This is a genomic window from Pantoea deleyi, assembly GCF_022647325.1.
Lineage (GTDB): Bacteria > Pseudomonadota > Gammaproteobacteria > Enterobacterales > Enterobacteriaceae > Pantoea > Pantoea deleyi.
In genome coordinates, this window is sequence record NZ_CP071405.1 from 1641913 (window position 1) to 1656841 (window position 14929).

The window sequence follows — 14929 nt, forward strand, 5'->3', positions numbered from 1 at the left end:
GACGGCGCTGAAGCCGGCGGGTTGAAGCCCACACCTTAACCGAAAGACTTGATTAACAGGAAAATTTATCATGGCCCAAGTCATTAATACCAACAGCCTCTCGCTGATCACTCAGAACAACATCAACAAGAACCAGTCAGCTCTGTCTACCTCTATGGAGCGTCTGTCTTCTGGCTTACGTATCAACAGCGCGAAAGATGACGCTGCGGGTCAGGCGATTGCCAACCGTTTCACCTCTAACATCAAGGGTCTGACTCAGGCTGCCCGTAACGCCAACGACGGTATCTCTGCTGCGCAGACCACTGAAGGCGCACTGTCAGAAATCAACAACAACTTACAGCGTATTCGTGAGCTGACTGTACAGGCGTCAAGCGGTACTAACTCAGAATCTGACAAATCTTCAATCCAGGACGAAATCAAATCACGTCTGGACGAGATTGACCGCGTATCAGGTCAGACTCAGTTCAACGGCGTGAACGTGCTGGCTAAAGACGGCAAAATGAACATCCAGGTTGGCGCTAACGATGGCGAAACCATCACTATCGACCTGAAGAAAATCGACTCCAAGACCCTGGGTCTGGACAGCTTCAACGTCAACGGCCCGGCGGGTACCCCGACTGCAGCTGGCGCAACTGAATTCAAAGCAGCATACGGTTCTACTACCAACGTAACCGGTGCAACTGTTGCTGAATCAACTGCTGATGCACTGTCTACCCGTCTGGGTGTGGCTGCCTCTGGTGTTGCTGTTGACTCCGGTAGCGTCTACAAAGATGACAATGGCAAAATGTTTGCTAAAGTCACCGTTACTTCAGGCAGCGATGCTGAAACTAACAACCTGAAAGCGAACGGCTTCGACATCGCCAGCGGCGCTGCAAATGCTAAAACCTTCTTCGTTGCTGTAGATCCACAGTCAGCAGATACTGCGACCACTGCCGGTACCGCAGCGTTCAAACTGGACACCTCTAACATGAGCCTGTCTAGCCTGACTACTGGTGCTTCATCAAGCCCACTGGCTAAACTGGACGAAGCGATTGCAAGCGTGGATAAGTTCCGTTCTTCACTGGGTGCGATTCAGAACCGTCTGAACTCAGCCGTGACTAACCTGAGCAACACCACGACTAACCTGTCAGCTGCACAGTCTCGTATCCAGGATGCTGACTACGCAACTGAAGTTTCAAACATGTCTAAAGCGCAGATCGTACAGCAGGCTGGTAACTCTGTGTTGGCAAAAGCTAACCAGGTTCCACAGCAGGTTCTGTCTCTGCTGCAGGGCTAATCGACTCCTTCGGGAATCAACGCGAAAAAACCCCGCTTCGGCGGGGTTTTTTTATGTCTGAACAAAATGCGTCCGCAGCCGTTCTGCCAGATTAGGCCCTGTTTGCTGTTTTACTTCTCCGATTGAACACACACCCAGCGTTTATGCTGAAGCAAAATGTGTGCTGCTCTCAGTCTGTCAGGACTAAGAGGAGTCAGCGAGAGAGAGTAAAATGCATCAACACGAGCTTGTCAGCATCATCATAACCGCACGCGCATCCATCTGGTTTAGCCAGGCGCTCGATAGCGCGCTGAAACAGGATTACCCGCACATTGAAATCATTGTAGCGGATACCAGCGACAGCCAGTTTATTCATAAAAAACTGCAGGATTACCTTCCACAGCACGGTCATCGCCTTCATTATTTAAAGGTCGATGAGCAGGCGGTGCCGGTTTATGAGGCTGCCGTGAGCGTGGCGAAGGGCACCTATATTAAGTTCCTGTCAGATGCCGATCTGCTGAAACCCGCCTGCGTCTCTACCCTGGTCTCCGGTCTGAGTGCTTTTCCTCAGTGTCGCGTGGCGATCTCCAGCCGTGAACGCGTCGGTCCACAGGGGGAGTTACTGCCCGCACTTATCTCGACCGCTCCGCTGACCAGCGAAAACAGCATTATTCATGGTCAGGATCTGCTGCGTAATCAGACGCAGAAAGCGTTCAGCCTGCCGGGAGAGCTGACCGCCGCGCTGTTTTACCGCGACGATCTGGCTCAGAGCCTGATTGACGAGTCGTTACTCACCACCGGTGATTCCGCCTTGCAGGCGATTCCGGCGCTGGTTATCTTTCACCGCCTGCTCAGTCATACTCATCTTCTCTGGTTTGCTGCGCCCCTGTGCAGCGTGCGCGCTTCAGACGTCGAGCGTCAGCCTCATCAGTGTGAAAGTGATGAAATTTTCAGGATCGGGCGTGACGTGTTATACGAAAAGATTCGTCAGGCGAGCGGGTCCGGTGAGGCTGAACCTGCATTACATCTGGCTCGGGTGGCTCACCTCGATCAGCCTGACACCTTCATCATTAAAAATCTCTCTGAAGAACAGCAGAAGAATTTCACCTTAGATATCCTGGCGTCGTGGCGACATTCGCGCACCCTGAATCCTCTGCAGCAAAACATGTTAGAGGATATCGCCGCGGCAAACACACAGCCCGTCAGCGTAGCCTTCTTCATTACCGTCACCGAAGAAACGGTTGCGAATCTTGAGCCACTACTCACCTTCATCAGCCAGATCGCGATAGCTGGCCTGCGGTTTGAGCCGGTCCTGATTACGATAGGGGTCTCTCTTGACACGCGGACTGAATGCCACTCCGCCACAGAGCAAAACCGGATCGATGTCATCAATCAGCTCATCCAGACGCGGCAGGATAACTGGATCCTGTTTATGGATGCCAGCTGCACCCTGCATGCGTCCGGTTTGATCGCCTTAAGTTCGATGCTGCTCGTTCAGAACGGCTGGTTAGCAATCTACGCGGATGAGTTTTTCTATATTGATAATGCGCCGATAGGGGCAGCCTTCCGGCCAGATTTTAATCTCGATTTACTGCTGAGTTCGCCCAAAACCATGGCGCAGCACTGGCTATTCCGCCGGGAGTTACTTCTGGCGGCAGACGGTCTGGATGCCAGCTATCCTTCATCCGCTGAATTTGATCTCATCGTTAAGCTCATCGAATCGCAGGGATTTGAGGGGATCGCTCATCTGGCAGAGCCGTTGTTAACCGGCTATCTGAAAAGCAGAGATATCCTTGAAGATGTGGCGATCATTGAGCGCCATTTGCATAACCGCGGCTATCCCGAGGGGAGAGCGGCACTGGATAAATTTTTCAATTACCGGTTGCGCTATAACCATCCCGACAAGCCGGTGGTGTCAATCGTCATTCTGGCTAACTGGCATCTCGCCTCGCTGATCAGCTGCGTCACCACGCTGCTGGAAAAAACCACCTGGCACCATTACGAATTGATCCTTGTCTGCGACAACCAGCGCACACCAGAGCGGGATAAATGGTTATCGGATATCGCCAGCGTGGATCCCGCACGTATCAAAACAGTGAGCTACGACGGCGCGTTCAGTCACGGGGCGATGGCGAATCTGGCCGCTGAACAGGCCATTGGTGAATATCTCGTTTTCATGCATTGCGAAATGGCCATCACGGACGGTGAGTGGCTTGATAACCTGCTTAATCATGGGCTGCGGCCTGAGGTCTTTGCCGTTGGCGCGAAGCACCTCTCGTCTGAGAACAAAATCCGGCATGCAGGATATATCCTGGGCGTCAATGGCGCCGTCGGAGAAGTCTTCCGTGGCAATGACGATCAGGACGCGAATTACCTGGGGCGGATGAATGTCGATCAGAACTACAGCGCCGTATCCGGCGATCTGGTGCTGATGCGTAAAGCGGTATTCGAGGCGCTGGGCGGATTTGATCGGGAGCAGCGGTTATATGCTGATGTGGACCTTTGCCTGAAAGCGCGTGAGCATGGTTATCTGACGGTCTGGACACCCTATGCCCGACTGCACCGGCCTGCCGCGCGCACCAGCCCCTTCCCGGATGAAACCGCGCAGGCGTCCAGTAAGCTGAAGCAACTGGAAGAGGACAGGCTCTATTCCAGATGGATGCCGGTTATCGCCCGGGATCCGGCCTATAACGCCAATCTCTCGCTGAGAAGCCGTCACTTTGAATTAAGAAATGATGAAGTTAACTGGCTGCCGGTCAGAGCTGAAAATCTGCCGACATTCCTGGCTCATAACGCCGATATTTATGGCTGCGGCCACTACCGCATTACCCAGCCCCTTCAGGCGATGGTCGCGGAAGGGGTGGCGCAGGGTAAAAGCGGCATGACACTGCTGACGTTAAGTGAAATGGGGCAATTCCAGCCAGACAGTCTGATCATTCAGCGTCGCTATTCACCGGCTTTCCATAACTGGATGGAACGCGTCAGTAAGCTTCACAACGTATTCAAAGTGTTCGAGCTGGACGACTACATCATCAACCTGCCCATGAAGCACTATGGCCGGCAGGCTTATAAGCAGGAAACGGCAAAGTTAATCCGTAAGAGCCTGAGCTATTTTGATCGTTTTGTGGTTTCTACCGGGCCGCTGGCCGACGCGATGAGCAGTATGCATCCGGACATTGTGGTGATTAAAAACCGGCTTCCTGTTGAGGCCTGGGGGGCGCTCCACTCCCTGCGTAACCAGGGACAGAAGCCCCGGATAGGCTGGGCAGGCGGGGTGAGCCATCGTGGCGACCTTGAAATGATTTTCGACATCGTTCGCGAATTTTCGAATCAGGTGGAATGGGTCTTTATGGGCATGTGTCCGGATAAACTCCGGCCTTACGTGCAGGAGATACACAGTGGCGTGGACCTGAGCCTCTATCCTGCCGCGCTCGCATCGCTGAATCTTGATCTGGCGCTGGCTCCGGTTGAAGACAACAGCTTTAACGCCTGCAAAAGTAATCTGCGACTGCTGGAGTATGGTGCGTGCGGCGTGCCCGTGATTTGCAGTAATGTGGCCTGTTACCGGCAGGATGATCTGCCGGTCACGCGCGTGAATAACCGCTTTATCGAGTGGCGCGACGCTATCCGGATGCACCTTGCCGACCCGGAAGCCAGTGCAAAAATGGGGCTGGAATTACAGGCCAGCATACGACGCAACTGGATGCTGACCGGCGAGAGCCTGCGTGAATGGGCAAAAGCCTGGCAGCCCTGATTGACCCGGAACGTCCGGGGCTCTCTGTTTTGACGCCAGAGAGCCTGAAACAACCTAGACGCAGTTTTCAGTCGCGCTATTAACGCCGCGGCAGGAGTGGTGATGTCTGACCTGAAGCATCCTTATTATATTATGTCGCCCGATTACCGGGAATCCTCCGGCGGGATTCAGGCGTTGCACAAGCTCTGCCATCAGATAAACCTGCATGGGGGCAGGGCATGGATGGTCGACTGCACACATGTCAATCCGGCCTGGAACACCCCCCGGCTGGATGCGAAAACCTATGACCAGCATAAAGCCGCAGGACTGATTCCGATTGCAGTTTACCCTGAAATCTACTCCGGCAATCTGCTCAATGCTGACGTCTGCGTGCGCTACATGTTGAACCATGAAGCCCTGCTTAACGGGAATCGTCTGGATGAAACAGAGGAAGATCTCTTTTTCTGGTACAGCTCGCAGCTGATCATAAAAGAACCCGAGGTCGATTTTTTAACGATGGTCGGGCCGGATCTGGAGATGTTTTCGGACGATGGCAGAGTCAAAACGACCCGGCTGCTTTATCTCAACAGAGTGCCTGAAGAGCACGTCGATTTTACTCGCCTGCCTGAAGACATCATCGTTATCTCGGTTAAAAAGCCGCGTCCGCTCGCTGAACTGGCCGGGATGTTAAAATCGGCACAGGTGATGTATACCTTTGAGTGGTCCGGGACCTGCAACCTCGCTGCACTCTGCGGCACGCCGGTCGTTTCGATGGTGGCTAAAGGCTACGAGAAACTCGCGATTTCTGACGCATCGATTCGCGACATGGGCGGCGCAGGCGTCTGTTTCAGCGACGATGAGGCGGAACTGGCACGGACGCGTGCCGGGCTTTATAAAGTCCGCGAGCATATGAATCAGTTTGAAGCGAACTTCTCCCGGCAACTGATGCACTTTTTTGCGGTCACGCAAAAGGCGGCGCAGAGCAAATGTGACGAGACCTGTATGCCTGCCGAAGCCTGGCTGGCCTCATACCCGCTGTGTCACCCATCTCTTTCGGCAGCGACACCCGGTTTATCCGTCAGAGTGGTGATGCTGGGGGAGGACTCTTCACCGGCTGCAGCCAGTACGCGATTATCGCTCAGCCGGCTGAATCTGAAGGTGGAGAGTTATTCTGAGCCTGAGACAGGCGATCAGCCGCCGCAAGCGCAGCGTTTCAGCCACTGGTTAGCCCGCCTGCTGGCGGAGGATCAGCATGAGTGGGTGCTGTTCCTGCGCGCGGGCGACAGAGTGTGTCCGGATATTTTTTCCGGCCTCACGCATTTCAAGGAGAAACTTGATCGGTCACTGGCTTTTTACACCGACAGACTGTTGCGGAACCCGCAGGGCGAGCTGACGTCGCTGTTTCTGCCCGATTTCGATCCGGACTCTTTTCTGGCGATGCCGGAACGCTTTGCCCGAGGGAGTTTTTTCCGGCGGGAATTATGTCTGGAGATTGTCCGGTCACGGGATGTTCCGGTCCATGCCGTTGAGACCGCGTTTTTATTAGCGCTTGCCAGCGCTGGCCTGACACAGGATATCCAGCATATCCCGCTACCGCTGCTTGACGTGGTGGCTACGGACGATCAGGAGAGTCTGACCGCCTCTTTACTGGCTGAACACCTGGCTATCCGGGGATATGAGGGGGCTTCGGTAAGCCGCTCCGGCGACGCGCTTTTCTCCATCGATTACCCTGTCCGAAAAAGCGATAAATTAACGGTCATTATTGTCGTCGAAGATGAAATTGATCGCGTTAAGCGACTGCTGTCAACCTTTGTCGACAGCGTCAGTGCAGTGGATTATGAGATCATCTTTATCGATAACGTCTCAGCCGATCAGCGCGTCAGAGAATGGCTCTCCTCACTGTCGGATGTGAACAGCGATCTCTTCAGAGTGTTTCTGGTGGACGAGAAAATCAGCGCCGTCAGTGCGCTGAATTATGCGCTGTCGGTCGCTCGCGGCACATTTGCACTCCACCTTTCCTGCGGGACCTATTTTAATAACAAAACGTGGCTTCAGGCTCTGCTGAATCATTGTGGCCGCCCGGATATCCTCGCCTGTGCACCGCGCCTGCTGGGTGATGATAACCAGCTCTACTCCTCCGCCCTCATTGACGGGCACCGGCGACGTTATGGTCCGGCTGATGCAGCGCACACCGCAACAGGCTGGCTTGCAGCAGAACAGGCAGCCCCGCAGCAATGCCTGCTGTTGAGTAGTGAATGTCTCATGATACGCACCGCCTCCTTCCACCAGGCTGGCGGCCTTCGGGAAGAGTTTACGGATGTCCATGCGGCGATCAGCGATCTGCTGCTCCGGGCGGCAGATAAAGCGTCTGTGAACCTGTACGTGCCGATGTCACAGGTCTGTTGCGACAAACTGATGTCAGAGAAGGCGCTCAGCCTGGATGCGCCTGCATTTACGGAGCGCTGGCTTGCGCGTTTAGCTCAGGATCCTCGCTACAATCCCAATCTCTCCTGGAACGGCAACGCTTTCGTCAGAGAGAACAGTCATTTGCGGATAGCGGCACGGTCAGGCAGGGCGCTTAGTGCCCTGTTGATATTCGATCCTGCGGATTTCTCAGAGGCGCACCGGGTTAAAGCGTATGCCCGATCGGTGACGCAGGCGGGAGCGGACAGCGTCGCCGCGGCCAGTCACTCTGTTTCCCTGAGTGAAGTTTACCGGATAAAGCCAGCCTCCCTCGTGCTGAGCGATCTCATGGCGCACCGGCATTCATCCCTTCTCAGCAATAAACAGCTTCTTCCGGACACGCGCGTGATTATTGAAGTAACCCGCGCCTCAATGCGCCCGAAGAGTCAGCTGCGCAGCAGTGACGACCTCCTCGGTAAGGCAGATCTTTTACTGTTCAGAAACGCCGCCGCACTGAAGTCATGCCATTATCACAACAGCATGCTGCAGGCTGACAGACTCGATGCAGAGTGGCAGGGGCTGGCCATCGCCAGGCAACAGCGTACGGAGCAGGATAGTCAACCCCGGGTCGGCATTGTGATGACGGATCTGCGTCAGGAAGACTGGCGGCACATCGACACGCTGATCCGGGAGATGAGTGAGCAGGTCTGCTGGATTATCTATGGTGCCTGTCCTGACGCATGGAAACCCTATATTCACGAGTATCACCGCAAAGTCCCGCAGAAAAGGCTTGCGCAGAAGTTTCAGGCGCTGAATCTCAGTCTGGCTCTCGCTCCACTCGCCGACTGCTGGCAGAACCAGGCGGAAGGGCATCGGGTCATTGCCCAGCTGGGCGCCTGCGGTTATCCGGTTCTTGCCAGCGATCATGATGCCTATAGAGCGATCGGGCATATTCAGCGACTCACTAATAAAACGTCGCAGTGGCGATTCATGATGAACAAAATGCTGCGCGATCCAGGTTCATTGCGCACACTGGGTGAACGTCTTTATCAGGAAATCAACGCAGGCTGGATTTATCCGCAGGCTGAACTGCCGGCATGGCTGATCGCTGGCGGTTCGTAAAATCGCAGGGATGGCGGCCTGCGCCGCCATCCTTTTCTGCGTCAGCGCTGGCTGATGCTGTGTCGATCATTTCCCCCTCCCGTTACAGTTCCCCCTCGGCCTGCCGATAACTCTTCACAGAACAACATCATTTTGATTTTCACTTTATGGAGTGTCTATGCGCTTCAATTACGACCTGTTGCCGGGCGAGCAGCTGACCTTCGAGGAGATCGCCCGGCGTTATGCTCTGCAATACCCTGATGACAAAGAGCTGACGGCGCGCGCCTTACTGAGTCCCTCAACCGGCCTGCGGACGCTGAAAATTCGTGCGGTCTTCGCCCGTGAAGAGAGCAACAGCCCGCTGGAGGATCTGCTGTTTATCTCCAGCGACAACGAGCGAAAAAATTACCTGCGCCGCTTTGAGCACTACCTGAAACAGCATCTCTCATTTCTCTATTTCCGTCGCAGCGAAAACGAGAAGCGCGACAACCTGTGGAGGGTGATGGGCACCAGCCAGGTTTTTGCGATGATCGATCCGCAATCGGCCACGGCGCAGAACCTGCTGAGCAGCCGCGGCTATAAGCTGGTGCTGATGCATCAGGACGATGACGAGGCTTACTGGCAGCTCTTTAATCCGCAGGCGAATCCCTGTTTCCCGCAGTCCCGGCGCATTCAGTTCATCGTGGTGCTGAGCACACCGCACCTCAAAGTGCCCGCGGCGGTAATGCCGGGAACGGAGGTCGGGCGCCGCGTCAAGGCCAGGGTGCTGCAGCGCGCCAGTCAGGCCGAATTCAGCGCCGGTGTCAAAGCGCGCTACGGTGCCTGCGTCATGACCGGCACCGAACTGACTGAACGGCACAACTGGCCCTGGGTGGAAGCCTGTCACATCGACACGCGAGAGGGAGAAGATGGGTTGCTGGCCGACAACAGCATCGACAATGGCCTGTTTTTGCGCAGCGATTTACAGCGGCTGTTTATTAACCGATTGATTAGCATTGATGGTGAGTCGGGCGAGATCCAGGTGCACCCTGGCGAGGAGGCGCAGCAGCATATCGCGCCCTGGTATCAGGAGCTGGATGGACGTGTCTGCAGCCTGTGGGCTGCGGTGCCGCCCGCCACGCGGCAACGGCTGCGCGCCCGTCGTTAATCCCGACTGATGAGTGCAGAAGGATCTGCGCTCTGATGCAACAAAAATGAAATAGCCTCGTTTTACCCCGCCTATTCATCCAATCGAAAACGCTACAGAATTGGATAATCATGCCGATAACTTCATTAACGCAGGGTAGTCAACGTGAACGATTTCTATACCGCCGAAGGCGTGATGGACAAACATTCGCTCTGGCAGCGCTACGTGCCGCTGGTACGCCATGAAGCGTTGCGTCTGCAGGTTCGCCTGCCAGCCAGCGTTGAACTTGACGACCTGCTGCAGGCCGGAGGAATAGGGCTGTTAAACGCCGTGGAGCGCTACGATGCGCTACAGGGCACAGCGTTTACCACCTACGCCGTGCAGCGCATTCGTGGCGCTATGCTCGACGAGCTTCGCAGTCGGGACTGGGCCCCGCGCAGCGTTCGTCGTAACGCGCGTGAGGTGGCCGGAGCAATGCACAAAGTGGAGCAGGCGCTGGGGCGCTCTGCTTCCGAGCAGGAAGTGGCACAGCAGCTGAATGTCTCCATGGAGGAGTACCGGCAGATCCTGCTGGACACAAACAATAGTCAACTCTTCTCTTACGACGAGTATCGGGAAGAGCACGGCGACAGCGCGGAACTGGTGACGGAAGGGCATGAAGAGGCCAATCCACTTCACCAGCTACTGGAAGGGAGTCTGCGTGAGCGCGTCATTGAAGCGATCGAAGCCTTACCCGATCGTGAAAAGATGGTGCTGACACTGTACTACCAGGAAGAACTGAACCTGAAAGAGATTGGCGCTGTGCTTGATGTGGGGGAATCCCGGGTCAGCCAGCTGCACAGTCAGGCGATCAAACGCCTGCGTGCCCGGCTTACGGGAGCGCGCTAGCAGTATCAGTTCCTGGCGATTCAAATTATAAGAAACCGGGGACTCAGTAATGGGAGCCAAGACCAAGGCCAGACCGTTAAGTCGTTATCTTAAAGACTACAAACACAGCCAGAGCAATTGTTCACACTGTGGCAAGATATTAGATCGAATGGCGCTCGTTTTTCGTGGCCAGATCATCAATAAAGAGGCCATCGCGCGGATGGACCAGATGATTGATGAGCAGCTGTGGCTGAAACTTCAGCCCGAGCTGACCGCGCTTTGTCGTTTTTGTAGTGATATTTTTTGCAATACGCATCCTAATTACTTCGACATCATGTCGTTTAAACAGTATCTGTTTGAGCAGACGGAGATGAGCCCCAGCACGATTCGCGAATATGTGGTGCGGCTGCGTCGGCTGGATGAGATGCTGAAAGCCAAAAATTTCCCGGCCGACCGGCTGCAGGGAAACAGCTGGCATCAGTGTCTGGAAAGCGATCTGCCCGATGCCGGTAATAACAACTATCGCATCGCGCTGCGCAAGTACGATCAATTCTTAGGCTGGCAGCAGGGCTGACCTGATCTGCACCGATGGCTCCCCCCTGTGCCGGTGGCACAGTACCCTTTTGCCCGCGCGTCGGGTAACGGGGAAGGGGGAGCACGGCGCCGCCTGCGGTTTTACTGCCCCTGTTTTATCTCGGCCTTTTCGTTACCGCCTCTGCTGACACCTGAATCAGGGTGATCCTTTCTTCATCTTCTGTAACACTGTAGAGATCATTCCCGTGCCCGAACGGAGGCCGCTTTGTCTTTACACCTGTTACACCAGTTTCCTCGTCTTGAACTGCTGGGCGCACCGACGCCGCTGGAGCATCTGCCACGACTGTCCGATTACCTGGGACGCGATATTTTCATCAAGCGTGATGACTTTACCCCGGTGGCGATGGGCGGCAACAAGCTGCGTAAACTGGAGTTTCTGGCGGCGGATGCGCTGCGCGAAGGCGCCGATGTGCTGCTGACCGCGGGCGCGATTCAGTCTAACCATGTGCGTCAGACGGCCGCCGTCGCGGCCCGGCTGGGGCTGAAATGCGTGGCTCTGCTGGAAAATCCGATCGGCACCGACGCTGAAAACTACCTCAGCAACGGCAACCGTCTGCTGCTGGATCTGATGGACGCGGAAGTGATCATGGTGGAGGCGCTCCACAATCCGGCGGAGCAGCTGGCTGAAGAGGCCACCCGGCTGGAGGCGCAGGGCTTCCGGCCTTACGTCGTGCCGGTTGGCGGCTCAAATGCGCTGGGTGCGCTGGGCTACGTGGAGTGCGCACAGGAGATCGCCCATCAGAGCGAAGGCGTGGTCGATTTCGCCGCCGTCGTCGTCGCCTCGGGCAGTGCCGGCACCCATGCCGGGCTGGCCGTGGGCCTGGAGCATCTGCTGCCCCAGAGCGAACTGGTCGGCGTCACCGTTTCCCGTCAGGTTGCGCAGCAGCAGCCGCTGGTTGAGCGGTTGCGTGATGCACTGGCGAAGACGCTGGAGGTGCAGGCGTCAGCGCCGATCACCCTGTGGGATGAGTACTTTGCGCCACGCTATGGCGAACCGAATGAGGAAGGCATGGCGGCGGTGAAGCTGCTGGCGCGCCTGGAGGGGATCATGCTGGACCCGGTCTACACCGGCAAGGCGATGGCCGGATTGCTGGATGGCATCAGCCGGAATCGTTTCCGCCGTGAAGGTCCGTTGCTGTTTATTCATACGGGTGGCGCACCGGCGTTATTTGCTTATCATCCTTCGATCTGAGACAAGTCAATAAAACAGTTTATACTCCGTGCGTTATCATTCTGGACTGGCAGCGACTCATGATGCTGCCCTTATAAAAAAACACACACACAATACTGTCAATAATGGGGTGAATATGTCCTTTTCTCGTGCAGGTCGTCAGATGATGATGGGCGTCATGGCTGTGGCGCTGATTGCAGGCGTTAACGTTAAAACCTTTGCAGCAGAAAACCTGCTGAACAAAATCAAAGAGCGCGGCACGCTGCTGGTGGGTCTGGAAGGCACCTATCCGCCATTCAGCTTCCAGGATGAAAAGGGCAAGCTGACCGGCTTTGAAGTGGAGTTTGCCGAGCAGCTGGCGCAGCACATGGGCGTTAAAGCGAGCCTGAAACCGACTAAATGGGATGGTATGCTGGCGTCACTCGATGCGAAGCGCATCGATGTGGTGATCAACCAGGTCACCATCTCTGATGAGCGCAAGAAGAAGTATGACTTCTCCACGCCGTACACCGTTTCCGGCATCCAGGCGCTGACCATGAAAGCCAATGCCAGCACCATTACCAAACCGGCCGACCTGGCGGGCAAAAAGGTCGGCGTGGGTCTGGGCACCAACTATGAGCAGTGGCTGCGTGAAAACGTGAAGGGCGTGGACATCCGTACCTATGATGATGACCCGACAAAATATCAGGATCTGCGCTCTGGCCGTCTGAATGCGATTCTGGTTGACCGTCTGGCCGCGCTGGATCTGGTGAAGAAAACCGGCGATACCATGGCGGTTGCCGGTGACGCCTTCTCGCGTCAGGAGTCAGGCGTTGCGATCCGCAAGGGCAACGAAGACCTGCTGAAAGCGGTCGACCAGGCCATTGCTGAAATGCAGAAAGATGGCTCGCTGAGCAAGCTGTCGCAGAAATGGTTTGGCGCGGACGTAACGAAATAATGCAGGAAAGCCTTCAACTGGTGCTGGATTCAGCACCTTTTTTATTCAAAGGCGCGCTGTTTACGCTGCAGCTCAGTATCGGCGGCATGTTCTTTGGGCTGCTGCTGGGCTTTGTTCTGGCTCTGATGCGCCTGTCGCGCATCTGGCCGGTGCGCTGGCTGGCGCGTATCTACGTCTCGATCTTCCGTGGCACGCCGCTGATCGCTCAGCTCTTTATGATCTACTACGGCCTGCCGCAGTTTGGCATTGAGCTGGATCCGATCCCGTCGGCGATGATTGGCCTGTCCCTGAATACCGCGGCCTATGCGTCGGAATCACTGCGCGGCGCGATCGCATCGATTGAGCGCGGGCAGTGGGAAGCGGCGGCCAGTATCGGGATGACACGCTGGCAGACGCTGCGCCGGGTCATTCTGCCGCAGGCGGCCCGCACCGCGCTGCCGCCGCTCGGCAACAGTTTTATCAGCCTGGTAAAGGATACTTCGCTGGCCGCCACCATTCAGGTGCCGGAGCTGTTCCGTCAGGCGCAGTTGATCACCTCGCGTACGCTGGAAGTTTTTACCATGTATCTGGCGGCCTCCCTGATCTACTGGGTGATGGCGACGGTGTTGTCTGCCCTGCAGAACCGGCTGGAGCAGCATGTTAATCGTCAGGATTCGGAGTCGAAATGAGCGCCATCGAAGTCAGAAAGCTGGTGAAATCTTTTAATGGCCAGAGGGTGCTGCACGACATCGACCTCGATGTGGCTGCGGGTGAAGTGGTGGCTATCATCGGCCCCAGCGGCTCAGGCAAGACGACGCTGCTGCGCAGCATCAACCTGCTGGAAGTGCCGGATAGCGGCACCATCCGGGTCGGCGATATCACCATCGATGCGGCGCTGGCCGAGAGTAAGCAGAAAGAGCAGGTGCGTCGTCTGCGTCAGCAGGTCGGGTTTGTCTTCCAGAACTTCAATCTGTTTCCGCACCGTTCGGTGATCGATAACATCATTGAGGGGCCGGTGATCGTGAAAGGCGAAGCGAAAGCAGAGGCGGCAGCCCGCGCCCGCACGCTGCTGGAAAAAGTCGGACTGCAGGGCAAAGAGGCGAGTTTTCCGCGTCGTCTCTCCGGCGGCCAGCAGCAGCGCGTGGCCATCGCCCGGGCGCTGGCGATGCGGCCGGAAGTCATTCTGTTTGATGAACCCACTTCGGCGCTGGATCCGGAGCTGGTTGGCGAGGTGCTCAGCACCATTCGCGCGCTGGCCGAAGAGAAACGCACGATGGTAATCGTCACACACGAGATGAGCTTTGCCCGCGACGTGGCCGACCGCGCCATCTTCATGGATCAGGGCCGGATTGTGGAGCAGGGCGACGCGAAGGCGCTGTTCAGCAATCCCCGTCAGCCGCGAACCCGTCAGTTCCTCGACAAATTCCTGAATCAGTAATCACACTGCCTTCTCCGGAAGGCAGTTTTTTATCTGCCTGTCTGAACGCCCTCACCCTATTTATATTGTCCTCACTGCGCCACTATCATATTTATTTATTTCCGCGTTAAACGTTTTGACGCATCTGACAAAACTTTTCTTTTCATCAGAGATTAACTGGCTTCAGCTGTTTCATCTTTCTCTTAAATATATCTATTGCTTTATCAAATAATTATTATCTTTTGCTGCACGCCCGGCCGCGCCTGTTCCATTTGTCGGGGGGTATTTGTAAGTGTAAGGAAACGTTCTGCTGAGTAAATAACTGTGGCATCAGGACCACTGCGCG

At 55.8% G+C, this 14929-nt stretch carries 10 protein-coding genes; all 10 read left to right on the forward strand.

From position 1 onward, the window contains the following. Positions 1–70: 70 nt before the first annotated feature. The 10 genes from J1C59_RS07715 (at position 71) to tcyN (ending at position 14604) form a co-directional block, all read left to right on the forward strand. Positions 71–1276 (forward strand): FliC/FljB family flagellin, encoded by a 1206-nt coding sequence (locus tag J1C59_RS07715; protein ID WP_128084338.1) that lies wholly within the window; start codon positions 71–73, stop codon positions 1274–1276. Between the two features lie 211 nt (positions 1277–1487). Continuing rightward, positions 1488–5009, forward strand: coding sequence for a glycosyltransferase (locus J1C59_RS07720; RefSeq protein ID WP_128084337.1), 3522 nt, complete (start codon positions 1488–1490; stop codon positions 5007–5009). Positions 5010–5111: 102 nt separating this feature from the next. Continuing rightward, the gene (locus tag J1C59_RS07725; protein ID WP_128084336.1) at positions 5112–8513 is read left to right on the forward strand and encodes a glycosyltransferase family 2 protein; all 3402 of its coding nucleotides are present in this window, start codon (positions 5112–5114) and stop codon (positions 8511–8513) included. A gap of 157 nt (positions 8514–8670) precedes the next feature. Then, positions 8671–9639 carry an HNH endonuclease signature motif containing protein gene (locus J1C59_RS07730; protein ID WP_128084335.1) on the forward strand — a complete coding sequence of 323 codons (969 nt, stop codon included), beginning with the start codon at positions 8671–8673 and terminating at the stop codon, positions 9637–9639. Between the two features lie 144 nt (positions 9640–9783). Beyond that, positions 9784–10506 carry an RNA polymerase sigma factor FliA gene (locus J1C59_RS07735; RefSeq protein WP_128084334.1) on the forward strand — a complete coding sequence of 241 codons (723 nt, stop codon included), beginning with the start codon at positions 9784–9786 and terminating at the stop codon, positions 10504–10506. 49 nt (positions 10507–10555) lie between these two features. Further along, complete coding sequence (fliZ, locus tag J1C59_RS07740) at positions 10556–11059, forward strand: flagella biosynthesis regulatory protein FliZ (RefSeq protein ID WP_128084333.1); 504 nt, start codon at positions 10556–10558, stop codon at positions 11057–11059. A gap of 225 nt (positions 11060–11284) precedes the next feature. After that, the gene (locus tag J1C59_RS07745) at positions 11285–12271 is read left to right on the forward strand and encodes a D-cysteine desulfhydrase (protein ID WP_128084332.1); all 987 of its coding nucleotides are present in this window, start codon (positions 11285–11287) and stop codon (positions 12269–12271) included. 115 nt (positions 12272–12386) lie between these two features. After that, positions 12387–13187 carry a cystine ABC transporter substrate-binding protein gene (gene tcyJ / locus J1C59_RS07750; protein WP_128084331.1) on the forward strand — a complete coding sequence of 267 codons (801 nt, stop codon included), beginning with the start codon at positions 12387–12389 and terminating at the stop codon, positions 13185–13187. Continuing rightward, the gene (tcyL, locus tag J1C59_RS07755; RefSeq protein ID WP_128084330.1) at positions 13187–13855 is read left to right on the forward strand and encodes a cystine ABC transporter permease; all 669 of its coding nucleotides are present in this window, start codon (positions 13187–13189) and stop codon (positions 13853–13855) included. The genes tcyJ and tcyL overlap by 1 nt, the downstream gene beginning before the upstream one ends. Continuing rightward, positions 13852–14604, forward strand: a complete 753-nt coding sequence (tcyN, locus tag J1C59_RS07760) for an L-cystine ABC transporter ATP-binding protein TcyN (RefSeq protein WP_128084329.1) — start codon at positions 13852–13854, stop codon at positions 14602–14604. Before tcyL ends, tcyN begins: the two co-directional genes overlap by 4 nt. Positions 14605–14929: the final 325 nt, after the last annotated feature.

Bases quoted from the DNA above. Each gene is read 5' to 3' on its own strand.
- J1C59_RS07715 (WP_128084338.1), top strand. From the start codon at position 71: ATGGCCCAAGTCATTAATACCAACAGCCTCTCGCTGATCACTCAGAAC.
- J1C59_RS07720 (WP_128084337.1), top strand. From the start codon at position 1,488: ATGCATCAACACGAGCTTGTCAGCATCATCATAACCGCACGCGCATCC.
- J1C59_RS07725 (WP_128084336.1), top strand. From the start codon at position 5,112: ATGTCTGACCTGAAGCATCCTTATTATATTATGTCGCCCGATTACCGG.
- J1C59_RS07730 (WP_128084335.1), top strand. From the start codon at position 8,671: ATGCGCTTCAATTACGACCTGTTGCCGGGCGAGCAGCTGACCTTCGAG.
- fliZ (WP_128084333.1), top strand. From the start codon at position 10,556: ATGGGAGCCAAGACCAAGGCCAGACCGTTAAGTCGTTATCTTAAAGAC.
- tcyJ (WP_128084331.1), top strand. From the start codon at position 12,387: ATGTCCTTTTCTCGTGCAGGTCGTCAGATGATGATGGGCGTCATGGCT.
- tcyL (WP_128084330.1), top strand. From the start codon at position 13,187: ATGCAGGAAAGCCTTCAACTGGTGCTGGATTCAGCACCTTTTTTATTC.
- tcyN (WP_128084329.1), top strand. From the start codon at position 13,852: ATGAGCGCCATCGAAGTCAGAAAGCTGGTGAAATCTTTTAATGGCCAG.